General features: G+C 57.6%; 16 protein-coding genes and 1 tRNA gene. 11 read left to right on the forward strand and 6 right to left on the reverse strand.

Going from position 1 to position 17,456, the window contains the following annotated elements; translation table 11 throughout:
* The first annotated feature begins 106 nt into the window (after positions 1-106).
* From ACNA0I_RS02760 to ACNA0I_RS02770, 3 genes are all read left to right on the forward strand, one after another.
* Positions 107-985, forward strand: a complete 879-nt coding sequence (locus ACNA0I_RS02760) for an IclR family transcriptional regulator (protein WP_415804523.1) — start codon at positions 107-109, stop codon at positions 983-985.
* A 121-nt stretch (positions 986-1,106) separates the two neighbouring features.
* Entirely contained in the window at positions 1,107-3,152 is a 2,046-nt protein-coding gene (locus ACNA0I_RS02765; protein ID WP_415804524.1) for a hypothetical protein, read from the forward strand.
* Positions 3,153-3,441: 289 nt separating this feature from the next.
* Positions 3,442-4,101, forward strand: coding sequence for a GntR family transcriptional regulator (locus ACNA0I_RS02770; protein WP_415804525.1), 660 nt, complete (start codon positions 3,442-3,444; stop codon positions 4,099-4,101).
* A gap of 40 nt (positions 4,102-4,141) precedes the next feature.
* On the opposite strand, the gene ACNA0I_RS02775 is transcribed toward ACNA0I_RS02770, so the two are convergent.
* From ACNA0I_RS02775 to ACNA0I_RS02785, 3 genes are all read right to left on the reverse strand, one after another.
* On the reverse strand, positions 4,142-4,822 hold the full coding sequence (locus ACNA0I_RS02775) for an RraA family protein (protein WP_415804526.1): 681 nt from the start codon (positions 4,820-4,822) through the stop codon (positions 4,142-4,144).
* 30 nt (positions 4,823-4,852) lie between these two features.
* Positions 4,853-5,821: a Bug family tripartite tricarboxylate transporter substrate binding protein gene (locus ACNA0I_RS02780; RefSeq protein ID WP_415804527.1), complete on the reverse strand. Its 969-nt coding sequence runs from the start codon at positions 5,819-5,821 to the stop codon at positions 4,853-4,855.
* A 173-nt stretch (positions 5,822-5,994) separates the two neighbouring features.
* Complete coding sequence (locus ACNA0I_RS02785) at positions 5,995-6,879, reverse strand: NAD(P)-dependent oxidoreductase (protein ID WP_415804528.1); 885 nt, start codon at positions 6,877-6,879, stop codon at positions 5,995-5,997.
* A 309-nt stretch (positions 6,880-7,188) separates the two neighbouring features.
* On the opposite strand from ACNA0I_RS02785, the gene ACNA0I_RS02790 reads away from it, so the two are divergent.
* Positions 7,189-7,638 (forward strand): type III secretion system chaperone, encoded by a 450-nt coding sequence (locus tag ACNA0I_RS02790; RefSeq protein ID WP_415804529.1) that lies wholly within the window; start codon positions 7,189-7,191, stop codon positions 7,636-7,638.
* Positions 7,639-7,718: 80 nt separating this feature from the next.
* Here the strand turns inward: ACNA0I_RS02790 and ACNA0I_RS02795 are convergent, their stop codons facing one another.
* The gene (locus tag ACNA0I_RS02795; RefSeq protein ID WP_415804530.1) at positions 7,719-8,063 is read right to left on the reverse strand and encodes an STAS domain-containing protein; all 345 of its coding nucleotides are present in this window, start codon (positions 8,061-8,063) and stop codon (positions 7,719-7,721) included.
* 69 nt (positions 8,064-8,132) lie between these two features.
* Here ACNA0I_RS02795 and ACNA0I_RS02800 point away from each other — a divergent pair, with 69 nt between their 5' ends.
* From ACNA0I_RS02800 to ACNA0I_RS02825, 6 genes are all read left to right on the forward strand, one after another.
* Positions 8,133-8,606: an ATP-binding protein gene (locus ACNA0I_RS02800; RefSeq protein ID WP_415804531.1), complete on the forward strand. Its 474-nt coding sequence runs from the start codon at positions 8,133-8,135 to the stop codon at positions 8,604-8,606.
* Between the two features lie 163 nt (positions 8,607-8,769).
* Positions 8,770-10,392, forward strand: coding sequence for a cache domain-containing protein (locus tag ACNA0I_RS02805; RefSeq protein ID WP_415804532.1), 1,623 nt, complete (start codon positions 8,770-8,772; stop codon positions 10,390-10,392).
* Between the two features lie 113 nt (positions 10,393-10,505).
* Positions 10,506-12,713 carry a hypothetical protein gene (locus ACNA0I_RS02810; RefSeq protein ID WP_415804533.1) on the forward strand — a complete coding sequence of 736 codons (2,208 nt, stop codon included), beginning with the start codon at positions 10,506-10,508 and terminating at the stop codon, positions 12,711-12,713.
* A 36-nt stretch (positions 12,714-12,749) separates the two neighbouring features.
* Entirely contained in the window at positions 12,750-13,202 is a 453-nt protein-coding gene (locus tag ACNA0I_RS02815) for a type III secretion system chaperone (RefSeq protein ID WP_415804534.1), read from the forward strand.
* 135 nt (positions 13,203-13,337) lie between these two features.
* Positions 13,338-13,931: a hypothetical protein gene (locus ACNA0I_RS02820; protein WP_415804535.1), complete on the forward strand. Its 594-nt coding sequence runs from the start codon at positions 13,338-13,340 to the stop codon at positions 13,929-13,931.
* 57 nt (positions 13,932-13,988) lie between these two features.
* The gene (locus tag ACNA0I_RS02825; protein ID WP_415804536.1) at positions 13,989-14,381 is read left to right on the forward strand and encodes a hypothetical protein; all 393 of its coding nucleotides are present in this window, start codon (positions 13,989-13,991) and stop codon (positions 14,379-14,381) included.
* 205 nt (positions 14,382-14,586) lie between these two features.
* On the opposite strand, the gene ACNA0I_RS02830 is transcribed toward ACNA0I_RS02825, so the two are convergent.
* A tRNA-Arg gene (locus ACNA0I_RS02830) sits at positions 14,587-14,661 on the reverse strand.
* A 213-nt stretch (positions 14,662-14,874) separates the two neighbouring features.
* On the opposite strand from ACNA0I_RS02830, the gene ACNA0I_RS02835 reads away from it, so the two are divergent.
* On the forward strand, positions 14,875-15,804 hold the full coding sequence (locus ACNA0I_RS02835) for a c-type cytochrome (RefSeq protein WP_415804537.1): 930 nt from the start codon (positions 14,875-14,877) through the stop codon (positions 15,802-15,804).
* Positions 15,805-15,925: 121 nt separating this feature from the next.
* On the opposite strand, the gene ACNA0I_RS02840 is transcribed toward ACNA0I_RS02835, so the two are convergent.
* Complete coding sequence (locus tag ACNA0I_RS02840; protein ID WP_415804538.1) at positions 15,926-17,452, reverse strand: 3-hydroxyacyl-CoA dehydrogenase; 1,527 nt, start codon at positions 17,450-17,452, stop codon at positions 15,926-15,928.
* Between the last annotated feature and the right edge of the window lie 4 nt (positions 17,453-17,456).

The following is a 17,456-nucleotide window of genomic DNA, read 5'->3' on the forward strand; positions in this document are numbered from 1 at the left end:
TTTCAACAAGCATAACAAAGCGATTACGGTTACGCTAGAAGAAATTAAATATCGCTGTTCATAACAAAACGGTGCCTTGCAGCCTGATCCCCCTTCCGGAGCGCAAATGCGTCAAAATTCTCGCTATCCTCTGCTAAGTCCCGGCTCAGACCGCCACATGATCGAAAAAAACCCAAATTCCGTCGAAGCCGTAAAAGTCGCCGTACGTATCCTGGATGAGCTCGCTGCTCAACAGCGGCCCATGGGCGTCACAGAACTCGCAGACGCCCTTAGCGAAACAAAGCCCCGTATTCACCGCCATCTATCAACCCTGAAAGAAATGGGATTGATCGAACAGGAGCGCGCCACAGATCGCTATCATTTGGGTTGGCGCGTATTCCAGCTGGGCGAAGCCGCCGGCAACCAGTTCGACCTGAGAGCGCGGGCCGAGCCCTATATGGTGCGTATACGAGATGAATTAAAAGAAACCGCCGTGCTGGCCGTGCCTATCAATGGCACCCCCATGGTGATCGCCACCGTCGAAAACATCTATGGCCGGATTTTGATCAGCGTCAAGCCGGGCAACCGGCCACTGCCTCACTGCTCGGCCCTGGGGCGGCTCACCCTGGCCTTTCAGGCCCCCGCGCTCATAGAAGCCCGCCTTGCTGAATCGCTCCCCCCGGAAACGGACCGGTCGCTCACGGATCCAGCGCAGATCCGCCAGCGCCTGGAATTGATCCGACGCCAGTACTACGAGGTCTGCGACGGAGAAATGATGATCGGCGTCAACACCATCGCCGTGCCAATATTTCGTAATGGCGATCAGCTGGCAGGAGCGCTGTCCATCGTAGGCTCGATCCAAAATATTCCGAATCCGCCTCGCAGACATCAGGTAGAAGTCCTGCAACATTGCGCCGCAGAACTCTCCAGCCAACTGAGCAGCGAAGCCTATGCGGATTGGCATTTGCGCGAAAGTGCCTCAGAAATATTGAGCGCGTTGTCTTAGCCGGCTAGCGGCTGGAACCAAACGCTCGCTGACAGTTACCAAGGATTGCATTCTTCACCGGCTCGGGCCGAGCTCCTCGATATCCCGATCACGGATTCTCTCTGTCACGAGCGAGGCATACATGTCCTTCCCCATTCAAAGCTGGCTCCCGGATTTCAATCTGGGGGAAAACGTATTCGATCTGAACGGCCACGATCCTTTTGATCAGCCCTCAACCCCAGCCGCCGCCAAAAATCATCCACCCGCGCAGGCGGTGGGTTCGAGCATGATCGCCGGCACGACCACGGTCTCCGTGCCAGAGGCGTCCAAAGCATCAAATGGGATTTCCGCTCTATTTAGCGGTCTCGCCGCACTTCCGTTGCAGGTCGTTCATGGGGCTCAATGGTTATTCTCAACCGGCCCGGACGCCATCCAGGAAGGCGCAACGCTATCCACTGTGTCAGCCGTCCCCGCGCCGCGCCCGTCGCTCTATGAACGCAACTGTGCCGAAATCCAAACGCTGCTCAACGAAATCGATCGCGTGCTGCGCGAGCTCGACGGGGAACTGCGAAGCCAAGATCCTCGCCATCAGCCCGTCATGCCTTCCTCTTTGCAGCCGGCACGCGAGCAAACCAATAGCGAGTATGCTCGGTCTTGGGGCTATTCGTTGAGAGGCGCCGCCGCCGCTGCGACCTCCGCCATGGGCCGGGGCGCCGTCGCGGCGGGCCTGCCCTATGTTGCCGGTCTGACGGGGAATTTGTTTGCACAGGCGGCTGCCCTGCTCGGCGGCGGCTACCTAGGCCTGACTACCGTGCGCGACCTTCCCGACCAGGCACGCCAAAATGCCGTCAACCTGGCCATTCGCGACGCCATGCAGGCAGTCGAAGAGCGCCAACGCAAACTCCAACCGCTTGTCCAACACGAAGCCATGCGCAAGAATGCGATGGACCGTATTGTCACCGTAGCAGCGGAACGCCGACAACGCGTTCAAGCGCTTGAAACCAGACTCGAGACGCTCACCGCGGCCATGCATCGGGCTTCGGCTGTACCGGTAACCACCCCATACGCCAATGCCGCCGGCCGCTGCATGGACTCCGTGAACATGGGCGATGGCGCACAACGCCAGCAATCTCTGTCCACGCTCGCCAGCGCACAACAGGCATTTCAAGAGCTCTTTACCACCGTCAACGCCAGCCTTTCCAACGCCATCGGATACGGCCTGTCCAGTGCGAGTCAAACGATCCATCGCGTCATCGCAATCCCCGGCGCTCTATTAGACCGCTATACCGCGTACCGGGCAGAGATCGCCTATCAAAATGGAGAAGGGAGATCCCTGATCCAGACTCTCTCCGTGCCCAGCGAGGGTGCCAGTATCGTCAATGTCAGCTATCGCAACTCGCAGAATCAATACCGCGAAGCTTGCGGTTTTGCGCCACCGCAGGCTGAGGTTCGTAACCAGCTTCATATAGGCCAGAACATCGCTCGTGCGCTGGTCATCAGCGACGATCCCACGCCTGGGTCTGTCGTATTCTCAGGCGCCAGCGGTCCGAAGACAGTCACCTCGAATCTAACGACCACGCGTGCCTTGGCATGGTATCTCGATGCCGCAGCAGACCATCCTAAAGACATCGCTCGCGACGCAGCTGCTCCAACCGTGCGCCGGTTGCCAGACAATAGCTTATCGATCGACGATCCTCAGGGTCATTTTTATCAATTCCTGATGCAGGCGCCGACGGCTTATACCGTCAGTATGGTCGATGCCACAGAACAGCACGGCACCCTGGAACCAGGCCTCTTTCAGTTGCATGATTATTATGCGGGCTTTCCACGCGGCAGCCGTGGCGTACAGTTCGAGCGCACCGTAGACGAAAAAACAGGGGGCTTCGTGCTACGCATGCGCTTGGTGAACGCCCCGGCCACGTTCGGCATTCAGCCTGCAATCATCCCCTTGCGAGACGACGACCATATCGCCAATCGCATGCAGACCCCGCGCCGAGTACACCACGCGGATCACTCAATACTCGCGGCCAGTGACTATCAGAACATGTCAAAAGAGGAGTTGGCCACCGCGCATGCGTCTGTCATCGCTGAACTCACGCGTCACGCCAGACTCGCTCAAAACGAACAGCAACAACTGGAGCGGCTGGAAAATTGGGAACACCCGGACTTCAGGCAGCGTGTGGTGTGAGCGGGATGTTGCTGACCAATGTTGTAGAACTCCCGTAAACACCGTATCACTTCACGCTGAACGGCCCTGAAACCAGGGGTCGTTCAGCGTATTTTTTTCTACGCCTCTAGTATCGATGTGTCAGCGCCGGATTTTCGCCCATCTCTTGATACCCCCGAGAGCGAACTCCTCTTTTCTTGCCTGCACGAGCACGTCATAATCACCATAACCACACATCTCGAAACGCGAGCAGGCCGCGACGGCAACACAACCATCATGACTATCTCTTCCTCTGCCAGAGACTTCGAACATGCCTAGCGCCAGCGATCTGGTCTATGCAGAGCTTCGCCGCCGATTGATGTCCGGCGCATTTTTGCCGGGCGAGCGTTTGCGCGAGGAACATATCGCCAGCGAACTCGACGTTAGTCGCACGCCAGTGCGCAACGCGATCGAACGATTGGTCAATGACGGCTTGGTCACTCGCGAGGAACGCCGTGGCGCCGTCGTCCTGGGCTGGCTCGATCGCGACATCACTGAGGCTTTCGAATTGCGCCTGCTGCTAGAGCCCTATGCCGCACGCTCGGCGGCCATACGCGCCAGTGCCGAGCAGATCGACGAACTGACGAGCATCAACGCCAGCATGCTGCACGCAGTGCAGTCCCAGGACGAAGATCACGTCGCGCAAGTACAGCACTACAACAACCGCTTTCATCACGCCTTGCTGGCCGCTGCGCAATCCGCTCGCGTGCGTACTTTGGTCGAAAACCTGCTGGACATGCCCATCATCATCGGATCGTTCTATTTCTACAGCCGAGACGATATGTTGAGCAGCGTGGAACAGCACAACCAGATCATCGCCGCCATACGCGCGCGCGACGCGGACTATGCGGAAAGCGCCATGCGGCTGCACTTGGCAGCCACGCATCGTCTGTTCCGTAATCAACGCAAAACGGCCCCAAAGCCCGGCTAGCAGACCTTGGGACCGTCGGACGGACGTGGTGCCTGTCTGCTTATTTCTGAGCAGGCAGCGCGCAGCCCAATTCCTGCAAGCGTGCATCGACCCAGGACGTATCCAGCTTACCCGCAGAGATCTCCGCCAATGTGACTTCTTCTGCTGCGTGCTTGGCAGAGGCCTTTTGGTAGATTTCCTCGGCTTGATCGAACGGAATGCACAGCAGACCATCCTCGTCACCCAGAATCAGATCGCCCGGCTCGATCGTCATTCCATCGAGCGCGACCGTGCCGTTGAGCACGCCCGGTCCATCCTTGTACGGGCCGCGATGCGTCACGCCCGCGGCATATACCGGAAAGGCACTGCGACGGATCGCACCGGAGTCACGAATGGCACCGTTGATGATGATGCCTGCGATACCACGCGACTCGGCATACGACGTCATGATTTCACCGATAATGGCGTTGGTCAGATCGCCGCCGGCATCGACCACAATCACATCGCCAGGCTGAGCCAGACCCAACGCCTTGTGCACCATCAGATTGTCACCCGGGCGCGTGCGCACCGTCAGGGCGGGGCCGGCCAGCAACGTACCATCATGCATGGGTCGCAGGCGTGCGCCACCCGCAGCCATGCGCGACATGCAGTCGCTGATGTTTGCCACCGGCAACTTGCGAAATTTCTCGACGAGTTCGGCGCTGACGGCGCGCTTGCGGGAAAGAATTTCAAAACCGATCATGAAAGCGCTCCAAAAAAAGGACGAATATCTTTATTGCTGCGGGATACCGGCTTGCTGCACCACTTTGCCAAAGACATCGTGATCGATACGATGGCGTTTCGCCAGGTCCTCGGGCGTGCCTTTCATGACACTATAACCAGCCTGCTCCAGTTTCTTGACCAGCTCGGGTTTGCCCAACGCCTGATTGACCGCACCGTTCAGGGTAGCAATGACGTCGTCGGGCGTTTGACCCGGCGCCATCAAACCCCACCAAATCGTCTGGTTAATGGTCTTGAACCCGCTTTCCACGAAGGTCGGCACGTCGGGCAGTGCCGGCGAACGCTCATCGGCGACCACAGCCAGCGCACGGACCTTACCGCTGCTGATCTGCGGCAACAGCGACGCGACGGATCCGGTGTACAGCACGATACGGCCGCTCATCAAATCGGGAAAGGCCTGCGACCAGCCACGATATGGCACATGCATGAGCTCCATACCGGCGGCGCTGCGCCATAGATAACCAATCAAATCTCCGCTGCCGCCGATGCCGGGGATGCCCAGAGACACCTCGCCCGGCTTGGCCTTGGCAGCTTTCACCACATCATCCAGGGTTTTATAGGGAGAGTCGGGCAGCACCACAAACACGCTGGGAGACGAGGCGACCAATCCGACCGGCTTGAAATCCTTGAAGGTGTCGTAGCTCAGCTTTTTATATAGCCACGGATTGAGCACGATGTTGTCGGTCTGCGCCATGACCAGCGTGTGGCCGTCTGGCTTTGCACGTGCTGTGGCGTCCAACGCCAGATTACCACCCGCCCCCGGCTTGTTCTCGACGACGATGTTCCAACCCTGATCCTGGCCGATAGCCGTTGCCATCATACGGGTCAGCGTGTCGGTACCACCGCCCGGTGGAAACGGTGAAATAAACGTAATAGGCGAACCCGCCATATCGGCTGCCAGAGCGGCGGCCGAGCACGATACCAGCACGGCGGCTGCCATCATTTTTTTCACGACTTTCATTGTCTTCCTCTTTCTATCGTAAGCATAGCCACGTCAACACGGCGTTTGCCTGGCGCATCATTTTCTTTGCACAGTCGTAGCGTTGCGTTGCTCGGTATCTGTTTTACTTGGCGCGGCGTTGACGTGAACATCCAATGCGCCGCGCATGCTACACCAAGGCGCGGCGGTAAAAATCACTTTTTCTGGGCCAATGGCGTCAACCATTCCAGGCGGGCCTGCACAGTATCGGGTAATTCCAACGGCGCGCCACCTCGCGCTGCGCGGGCGTCGTTGATCCCTTGCGTCGTACGCGCGAATAAGCGCTCAACGCCATCGAGCACCAAAGGCTGCAAGCCCGCTTCGACCAATTGCTCGCGCGCCTCTCGCACCTCTGCCAAGCGGCGCGGCGCGTGCAGCACGTGAGAGCGCACAAAAGAATCGACGAATGTTGTCAGTGGCGTACGGTCAATATCGCCCAGCACGTCATACAAGGCATTGCGCAAACCAAGTTTCTCCGCAGCGACCAGACACTCGACCGCCAGGCTTTCCATGCCCTTGGTCATGATGCTGCGCAAAAGCTTCAACTGCACCGCATCACCGGCCTGTCCATCGATCGCTTGCGCGGGAATATCGCAGGCCTGGGCGAACTCGACCACCGCAGCGGCCCCCGTTCCGGCAGTCAGCAGCGGAGTGCGCGCCCCGAGCAGGGCAATCGCCCCCATGATCGCCACGTCTGCAAACGGCACGCCATGTGTGGCGGCGACCGCCGCAGCCGCGCGCATGTCGGCAGCGCTCGCCGTCGTGAAATCGGCAAACAATGCGTCACTGCGCAAGTACGGCAACGCCTGAGCGGCCACTGCTTGGGCAGCGTAGCCAAACACGGCCGACACCACGAGATCCGCGTCGGCCAACCAGGCCCCCGGCGTCGCGTGCAGCGTCGCTCCGTAGCTTTGCACCCTGGCCTGCATGTCGGCATCGTGCCGCAATTCGCACACGGCGGCGATCTGGTGCCCCGCAGCTAACCAAGCCTGGGCATAGCAGTGCCCCACCTCACCACAACCAATTAACGCGATCTTCATTTTGCTCCAGGCTGGCTCAACCAAAAAATACATAAAAAAAACAATTCTATATATAACCCTGTTTAATACCCCTTGTTTATAAGGGTAAACCCTTTAATAAATGAACACTGACAGTACAACCAGCGGCCAAGCCAATCACTACTGTCCCGTACACGCTGAGGACCGGCAGACAGCCTTCCATTAACAAGCCAGCCATTCCGGTCAATAGCGCAGCATTGGAACCAGGAACCCGCTGGGCGTTACCTACGTTTGCCGTCATTACCGAACGACCGAGCTTCTCTCACTCTTCCCCCTCATCCGAGATCGCCCATGTCACGCTACGAACATCTACTCAGCAACTACGCCGCCATCCTGGGCCTGGAGCCGGTGCAGTTACTGCTGGCAGCACAAGAAATCGTAGTCAATGGCATCACTGTCAGCCTGATGCCAGAGGGTGATGAGGATATCGGTGATATCGTGTTCTGCACGAATCTCGGCGTCCCGGCCTGCAGTGAATCGCTTCATGTCCTCATGCTGCAAGCCAATGCACTATGGGCAGGGACGGGCGGTTGCACCTTGGGCTTACAGCATGGGACAGGATCAGTCTTGCTCGCGGGCCGGACGCCATTACCCTTGTGCCACGCCAAAGGCTTTGCCGACATGATCGGCGCCTTTGTAGATATCGCGCTGCGCTGGAAATCCCTGATCGAGGGAACAACAGCCATTGAATTATCAGCACCATCTTCGCCTGGCGCCGCTGCCGAGCCTGCTTTTGCATGACTCCCTATACAGAGACAAGTCCAAGCCTCGGCACCTGGCCAGCCTGTTCATCAATCGAGTGATGGGGCTACCGGACAAACTCAATCTGCGGTGGTGGCGGTCCGTATTGCTTGTTCACGTGTGTCCACCACCGTCAGGATGGCCAGAAACCCGCTGATATCAAACACCTCACGCACCCGCGATTGCAGTGCACACAAGACCAACTTTCCGTTGACCTGCTTGAGCCGCTTGGCTAACAACAACACCACGCGTAGTCCCGCGCTGGAAATGTAGCTGAGCATAGCCAGGTCCAATACGATCCGATGTTCGCCTTTATCTACCTGTGATAACAACTCTGCCTCGATGGCCGACGCATTGCCGCTATTGATCTGCCCCTCGGCAGATATCACTACGGTGTCTTCGATTCTGTCGATTGCAAGCGCCATTTCATTGCCTCGTAGATGCGCATTAAATGCAAGCCCACCAATCATTCATGGGACGGAAGATACGTCAACATGCCTCCGCAGACCGATACGCTGGACCTCGTTCCTGATCGAAACACCGTGAAGTCAGCCACGCAGTGGCTGGAGACCATCTGCCGTCGTGAACATTGGCCGTCAGCAGTTGCATTTGCCTTGACACTCAGTCTCGACGAAGCATTAACAAACATAGTTTCCTATGCGTTTCAGTCCGCTGATCATATCAATGACAATCATCGCACGGATGGCGATTCAACACCACGCACCATTTGCTTGCGATGCACGTCGACGTGCACGCAGGTCCGCCTTGAAATCATCGACAACGGTCGCCCCTACGATCCCACTCAATCCATCACGCCATCGTTGGCCGCATCGCTGGACGAAGCCCATTTAGGCGGACATGGTTTGCGTCTCATGCGCCATTATTTATCAGGCATGTCTTATGTGCGCCGCCGTCAACGAAACTGCCTGACACTGCTGGCAGATCTGACGAACAGTCCCAAGGGGTAAACAATGAGCCATCATTTTTGATGTCTCTTCGCATGGAACTAATCGTTCGCTGATGTTACTCAGCGTCATTGCGCAACCGAAATCTCGTATTGCCGCTGACCGCCCGTTCCCGTCGCATGAGCTCTCCCCCTGTTCACCCGCTTGACCCCTAACGTACCGATTCATGTCATTCCAATCGCTACATAGCAAAATCTTCGCGCTGGTGACGACGATGCTGGTCGCGGTCGCCATTGTGGTGATGCTGACATCGCAGCGCAACGTGACCGATACGGTCATGGCGAGCGAGCAGCACGCCATCAACAACGTGCTGGACCTGATCCGTCATGACGCAGCGGCGCGTTGGGGCGCCATGCTCAATAACAAAGTGTCGATCGTGCGCAATGGCAGACGCCAGCTCATGCAAACCGGAAAACTCATCGAGGCTACGCTGGAATCCTATGCCGATCTAGCCGACGACGGCGTGGTCACAGAAGCGATGGCCCAGGACCTGGCACGTGAATGGATCAACCAATTGCACTTCGACGGCGATCGCTATGCCTTTGTCTTTGATACTCGATACATCGTGCTGGCCAGCGGCTACCCTCCGATGAGGGGCCGTGACCTCTCGTCGATCAATGACTACAAAAATCGGCCGCTGGCACAGTTCGCGCTCGAAGAAAGCTACGATTCCGGTTATAGCTTCGGGATCTATCGCAGGCCGACCTCCACTCAGCCTGCTGGCCATGTTCAACCAGATCTTGACGGACTGATGATTGGCGACGACGACAACTCGCGCTACGCCTACTTCGATTACTTTGGTCCGTGGAACTGGGTTTTGGCCGTCAGTGACAGTGCGGCAGATGTCATCAATCAGATCGAGGAATACCGCACGCAAATGGAGAACGCCGTGCGGACAACGTTATTGTCGTTGAAACTGGCGCGTTCCGGCTTTGTGTTCATTGTTGCCGACGATGGACGCTTCGTAGTCGCCCCACCAGATGCGCATAGCGGCTTTCTCGATAGCCGCTTCGACGATGACCAGACATTGCGCCAACGTCTGGACGGTCCCGCTCGCGCAAATCTCCACGGCCTGCAGGTGGAAGGTTCTCGGGATCTTTGGACCATTGACAGTGCACACTACGCGCCACTGCGTTGGACGATTGTGGCGGCGGTTCCGGAAAAAGACTTGACCGCGCCAGCCCGAAAACTGCTACGCAGCCAGGCCCTGATCTTTGGCGCCATGTTGTTGGTTGCATTAATGAGCGCATGGTTCTTCGCCGCGCGCATCGTACAGCCCCTAAAGAGGCTGACATCATATGCGCGGCAGCTCCCCGATCAAGCAGTGCAGGCAGAGAGCAGCGTACCTCGTCACATCGCAACCCTTCCAGATCTGCACAGAGACGAAGTGGGCCGGCTCGCCACGGCCTTTATGGATATGGACAGCAAGTTGCGGGAGAACATCCATCACGACAAGAGTAAGGGCATCACGCACGCCTATTGCATGCTCAGCAACGCACCCGCGACACATCGGGATGCGTTCTTCGCCATGCTGTTGCAAGCTCATATGTTCGGTGCGGCAACAGACGGCTGCATGTTTGGCTTTGAGCCGCAGCAGGATCAGGTGATTCTGTTCAAGACCATTTCGCTATCCGATCTCGATAGCCCCGCGGCGATCGCACAACTGGAAGCCCTCGTCAATCAGGCCGGCCGCTGGAGCGCCTATTTGCCCCATCTGATCGAAGACTGGGAGCAAAAAGTCGTACAGGCCGCGGTCAACGTCGCCCAGTCCCTGCCCGTCCATGCATAAGCTCTTCTCGCTCGCGCGCCTTGATTGCACATACGTTTAATCGCGGTCGCCGATGACTGTTCAGCCTATCGTGACGCTGCCGGGGTTCTAACTACTTTTTTCGGCTAATTATTATGCACATCCCTGTCTACCAATCCATCTCGCTGGCGGTGCACACCGCTGCGTTCGGTGCTCTGAACTATTCAGACAACCTGAATGACCTGACCTCGCGCCTCACCGGCGGCCGAGTCACTCGCAACACGCTTGCCGAAGCCGTTCTGCACCAGGCGATCGGACTGGGGTTAGGTATCGCCAGCGCCCATAAAGCCGTCGACAAGTATGCGGAGTCCATTGCGGGCATCACCGGCGCCGAGCTGATCGAATATGCCGATCAGATTTTGCGCGGCGCCGATGACGAGCAGTTTTCTGCCAGCGTCAAAGAGTTGCTGACGCACACCTTGAAGAAGCAAACTGCTGCCGGCAATATTCCTGATAGCGCCAAAGAACCCGCTATTAATCTTGCGCAGACGCTGCTTAACGACTACATCGGCAAACAAGCTATTCACCAGTTCCTGGGCGTCTATGCACAAAATCACGGCTGGGATTCGCTCAGCGAAAAAATCAAGAATGCCGTCGTCCCAGAGGAATCGGACACTTACCGTAGCCAATTGATCCTCGCGGGCGTTGGTGCGGGAACTGGTTTCATACGGGCCCTGGTCGATCGGGCAATTTTGCAGAATCCGGCATTTCACCAAGACGAGAAGTTCCACGCGAAACCCGAATTGACGCTTGCAGCTGGATGCCTACACGCGTATCTGGTTAACCCTGAGAACTGCATAGAAGCGTTGAACAACTACACGCCGACCAAGCCACTGATCAACGAGCCGTTCCTGCGTAACGTCGCCGATTTGACCACGGCATTTGCTGCGAAAGCTCACAGCGACGCGAAAAACGTACTGGAGGAGGCTCAAAAAGCACTTGAGAAAGAGAACGCCACATTTCCCGTACAGGCGCAATCGCCCGTGCCCGCCCTGCAGATGCAAGAGCCCGAGTCCGCCGCGCAAAGCGACGTGGACAAAGAGATAGCTGATTTTTTGTTGGTCGACGCATCGGATGATGGTATCGACGAGAACAAAGGTGCACTGAGCAGCGCACCAATATCGCATGTCGCTCAGAGCAAAGTTCGGCCGACTGAATCATCGGAAGAGGCAGCCGGTATCAGCGATTTTGTAGAGCTCGAGACGAGCGCGCAAATGGCGGTGAAGGACGCGAAAAAGGCCTATGAGCAAGCTACAAAATTCAAAGCAATGAACCAGGCAATCGGGGTCTTGCTCGTGACAGACATGGACAAGAGAAACGCTGCGCGTATCAGGGAGGCCGTGGATGTCTTGTTGCAGGCCCTGCCGGCGGCAGATTTTGGGATCAGGAAGTCCTTGGCCAGCATCCTGTCCGAAACGACTCAGCTGCCCGCGCAGAACACCATCGGCACCTATGTAGCTTTAAATGATTGGGATCGCCTGGCGGCGTTGCTGGAGAACGTGGTTGAAAGAAACCTGGAGCACATGGAGAAAAAGGCTGTGGAGCGGGCGGCAAAAAAAGCCGAACGCGACGCAGTAGCATTGAGAGCGCAGCAGGCGGCAAACGAGTATGCAGCGCAATGGGCCAATGAGAATCCAAACAATCAAAATGCGGCGCTAAGAATCCCGGAAGCAAAACCGGAACAGGTCACGCAAAGAACAGAGACAGCGACGGCAAATGATCTGAAGAAACCGCCAGTGCAGGGCGAGCAGCAAACCGAAAAGAAGGAGGCATCCTGGGTTCGACGGGCTATCCCAAAATTGGCGGTTAAGATTGCGCTCCAGCATCTGCGTCCCTATATCGATGGGGGCGATTTCAAGCATCCCCAAAACCCGGAATATAAGGCCTTAGCCAATCTGCTTGATGTCAATCAGAATGAGCTCCACGGCGGATTCTCAGCTCATCGAATCGCGCTCAATAGCGTGCCGGTCACGGCTCAGTACGCGGCCGAGCGCACCGTAAGCGGCGTGCAATATGTGGGCAATACTGCCCTGGATTACGCGACCAGCGCGGCACAAACAGGCGCCGCGGTTGTAGGGGCGCGGGTTCAAACGATTGGCGAGCAGATCATGGCAGCAGGCAGTTTCGCAACTGCGTTGATGAGCCCTGCAGTCAAGGTGGCTGCGACCGATGGCGGTTTTGTGGCAGGACTGTGGAACAGAATCAATCCGTTCGCTGCGGCGCCTGATAAACCGGTCGCGGTCATACCTACTGGCATTCAGAACGACACACTCTCGACCTCGGTATTCCCTGCCGGAATCTAAGACGTCAGCCTTGCTTCACGTAGAAAGGACTGTGCCATGGCTTCCCGTTACGTAGCGTTGTTGACCGCATTCGCTGACGAAATTGGATTGCCATCGACAGAGCAATTTCTCAAAACGAAAGAACTCATTGTCGATGGCATCACCATCAGCCTGTTTTATGAGGGAGACGATCGAACGGGAGACGTCGTTCTGTTTTCTGCGTTGGTCGAAATCTCGGCCGAGCGTAGGGCCGAGATCCTGCAAGTCGCTATGGAGGCCAACTATCTGTGGGCAGCTACCGGCGGCGCCACGTTGGGAATGAGCGGCGAGACCTTGGCCATGTCGCTACGCGTTCCATTGGTTCTACTGGATGCGCATTCACTAGCCAACGTAGTCGGTGCCTTTACTCAAACGGCCACATTCTGGCGGCGGTATGCCAACGGCGAACTGGATCGGGTCGGGCCTCCGACCGGACTGGAACAACGCTTGGCGTTTTCCCATAGGCCTTAACAAGGAATAGCCTTCATGACGACGAGAATGAACACCGATCCTGGGCAAAGCACTATGCGCTCTCTCGTTCGAGAGGCACCCGTTGACATGGCACAAGCGTCATCGGACAGCGCTACGATCCACAGCGATAGCACCATGAACGACCTGGTAGGCGCAATGGGTCCATTATCCGGACACTCCATCAGTAACGGGGATAGTAAGCAAGCCTGTGACGCTCAAGACAATTTGTCAAATCACAAAGCGGGCTTCGCTTCGCGCTTAAGCTCGTTTGGTTGGTCTGTCATCATGCTGCCGGCCTCGTTGTTCAACACTGTGACGTCGAATCTGATCGCTGTCGGGAACGCCGCTGTCAGCACGCTGCTGAGCGTACTGCCTGAGAAGCGCACCGAGAATCCCGATGAGATCAGGGCAAATGCGGCGCACCTAGCAAAACCACGCGGAACCCCCAAGGTGACAGCTGGCCTGCCTCCGCAGGTCCGCGATAGGTACAACGAACTGATCTGGGGTGCCAAAAGCTCAGGACTAGGGCTATCCGAAACTTTCGTTAAAGCTGAAGGCCGTTCGGGGAGCAAGCACGTCTCTGATCTCGTCAACGTGGCCAAAAAAATTCACGCAGAGGCGGAAAAAAAAGAGATGGAGTGGCGAGCCTCACCGGCCAAGCCCCAGTTAAGTGAGTACGGCTTGCTGCGGAATAAAGCCGCCGAGTTCATCAAAGAATTTGAAAAATAGCTCAATTACATGAGCGGCATGAATGTCAGGCGCGAGCCGTGACAGTGAGGATTTTCCATGAAGATCTCATCTATCGATGACTTTCGCTTCTCTAGTGAGCCTGAACAACGTCATGAAAAGCCGAGCAGCATTGACATAGACAGCGTCCCCACGATCAAGCCACGCAACGCGTCGATAAAGAAATACGCGGTGCCACAGCACATACAGGAAGAGTTCCGTGAACTCATTGTGCGCGCGCAGCGCAACGGCATTGATCTGCCCAGAGGAGCTCTAGAAGCCCAGCAACGCCCAGGGACCAAATCCCTATCGGCACTGGCTGGTTTCGCGAAAAGTATCGAAAAAGAAGCGGACAAAATTAGGAATTTATCTGCTTTGCCATGGCCTGCAGAGGCAGAACTCACTGCGCTGGCCATACACGCTGGCATCTTTGCCAGGAGTACATATATGTAGATTCGCGCCTCTGCGAGAGCCCGACGTACGCCCGAGAGCTTGGGCCAGTACGGTTGAGTGATCGCGCTGTGAGCGCTGGCCGTTGCGAGGAAGAGGACTGAAATCGTCCAGACAAGATGCGAAGGGCTCGTCGAGCGTTACGCGCAAACAACACGGCGCTTTGGGCACGACGCGGACACAAATGCAATCCAAGCCATTGATTCTATGGCGCGCCCGACAGGAATCGAACCTGTATCAAGAGCTTCGGAAACTCTCATTCTATCCATTGAACTACGGGCGCAAAGAGGCGGTATTGTACCTAAGTTTTTGCTTCTTGCGGCGATGCGGCATGAGGAATGTCCTGCCGTCCCTGTTTTTGCCTCACATGCGTTATATAATCGGATGTTTGCATGCGGGGTGGGTCTTGCTTTGCGACCACTCCTTGCGTAGTAGTTGATTCGTCGTCTGTTGCCGCCATTAGGCGCCCCGGTACCCGATTTGCAGGATATAGGTTATGAGCAACGAGCAGGAACACAACGAAGAACACGCCTCGCCCATCAAGACCCCCAAACAGCTGATCGTCACGGTCGTGCTGGCTTTTGTCCTCCCCATCCTCATCATTATTTTGCTCGTGAATATGGTCACATCGGGCACTAAGGTGGGTGCGGGCTCTGACACATTAACTACAGAGTCCATTAATAAGCGCATTGCCCCGGTATCAGGTTTCGAGCTGGTCGACGCCAATGCGCCCAAGGTTTTCAAAACCGGAGAGCAGGTCTTTCAAGCTGTCTGTACGGCCTGTCACACCGCGGGTGTAGCTGGCGCGCCAAAACTCGGGGATAAAGCGGCCTGGGCGCCTTTTATCCAGAGCGGCTACGACAGCATGCTGAACGTCGCGCTGCATGGCAAAGGCGCCATGCCCGCAAAAGGCGGCAACCCTGCGTTAAGCGATTACGAAGTGGCTCGCGCCGTGGTGTACATGGCAAACCAATCCGGCGCCTCGCTTGACGAGCCGGCGGCGCCTGAGCAAGCGGGTACATCGGCAGCAGGCTCGCAGCCTGCTGCGCCCGCAGCTGCAGCTCCGGCTGCTCCTGCCGCAGCTGCACCGAGCCCGGCCCCTGCGGCCAGTAATACCTCTGCCCCGCCCCCGGCGCCCGCCGCTGCTGCCGCGCCTGCCCCTCAGCAGGCACAAGCCGCCGTCAATCCGGCAGGGGAAAAGCTCTATAAAAGCACCTGTTTCGCCTGTCATAGCGCTGGGATCGCTGGTGCACCCAAGTTCGGCGACAAAGCGGCCTGGGAGCCTTATATCAAGACAGGCGTCGACGCGATGGTAAAGGTCGCCATGCAGGGCAAGGGCGCCATGCCTCCAAAGGGCGGAGCGGCAAATGCCTCTGAAGACGATATCCGCGCCGCGGTCGAATACATGGTGAATGCTGCTAAATAGAAGCAAATAAGCAGCATCGAAGGCTGGCACGCTCGCTCTCATGCCATCGAGAGTCAGCCGGTTCGGGACGAGACAGCGAGGCGCCTCGTAGAGATGCCTCGCTTCGCAGTGACACAGTGAGTTAGGCGGTTGCTTCGGCGAGCAACGGCAACCCTAATTGCACGCGGCGCTGCAGCCACAGGCTGGGACGGTACCGCATGTCGCCCGTGACGCGCTGCAGGCTACGCAGGATTTCCAGAATGCGCTCGCCGCCCAAGGCATCGCCCATGGCAAGCGGGCCGGCCGGATAACCCAGACCCAACGTCACGGCACGATCGATATCGGCCGGTGTCGCAATGCCTTGTTGGGCAATCTCGGCAGCCACGTTCACAATAGCGGCCACGATGCGTTGCGCGACGAATCCCGGGGAGTCTTGAATGACGCTGACGGGCGCCCCATCGCCGGCCAGCAAGGCATGCGCAGCATCACGCCAATTCGCCTGGGTGGCTGGCGAAAGCATCAGCGTACGGCGTTTGCCGCTTTCCAAGGGATGCAGCGTGTCCAGGCCTACGGTACGGGTCGAGTCCAATTGCTGTTGGTAAACGCTGGTGGAGACGTCTTCGCCGAACGGCGTCACGATGATCAGAGCCTGAGCGGGTGGCTCGGCGGATTCGACGATATTGGCGTTCAGGCTTTGCAACAAGGCACGGGCGCGTGCGTACCCCTCGGAATGCTCGGGGCTGATCCAGACTTGCAGACCCGCCTGGGCCGCCGGCACGGGTGGCTCGGCAGGAACTTGCTTTTGACCGTCTGGATAGGCGTAAAAGCCTTCGCCGGCTTTGCGGCCGATAAGGCCGCCTGCCAATCGCACGGTGGTAATGGGCGACGGCCGGAAGCGCGGCTCATCAAAGAACTGGCGATAGATGGATTCCATCACCGGATGCGAGACGTCCAGGGCAGTGAGATCCATCAGCTCAAAGGGCCCCATCCGGAAGCCCGCCTGTTCGCGCATGATGGCGTCGATCTGCGCAAAGGACGCGACGTTTTCCTGTGCGACGCGCAAACCCTCGATGTTCATCCCGCGGCCTGCATGGTTGACGATAAAGCCGGGCATGTCTTTGGCACGCACAGGCGTATGGCCCATGCGGCGCGCCAAGGCGGCCAGGGCATCGCCCGCAGCCGGATCGCTGCGCAGGCCGTCGATGACTTCGACGACCTTCATCAATGCGACGGGGTTGAAGAAATGAAAGCCTGCTACGCGTTCGGGATGCTTGCACGCCGCGGCAATCGCAGTGATCGACAACGACGAAGTATTGGAGGCCAGGATGCAGTCTGCGCTGACGATGGCTTCGAGTTGAGAGAACAGATCACGCTTGATATCCAAGCGCTCGACGATGGCCTCGATGACGAGTTGCGTGTCTGCCAGATCTTGCAAGCTGGCGGCGGCCACGACGCGCGCCAATGCCGCTTCGGCCTGCTCGGGACTGAGCTTGCCCTTTTGCACGAGCTTGTCCCACAACTGACGCAGGGACTCACGCGCGGCGGCCACGGCATCTGCGCTCGTGTCGTACAGACGAACTAGCACGCCTGCCTGCGCAGCGATTTGCGCAATACCTCGGCCCATGGCGCCCGCGCCAACCACGGCGATGGTTTGAATATCAGTTGTCATCGTG

It is taken from the genome of Bordetella muralis, from assembly GCF_965139205.1.
In the GTDB taxonomy this organism is placed as follows: Bacteria; Pseudomonadota; Gammaproteobacteria; order Burkholderiales; family Burkholderiaceae_B; genus Bordetella_A; species Bordetella_A muralis.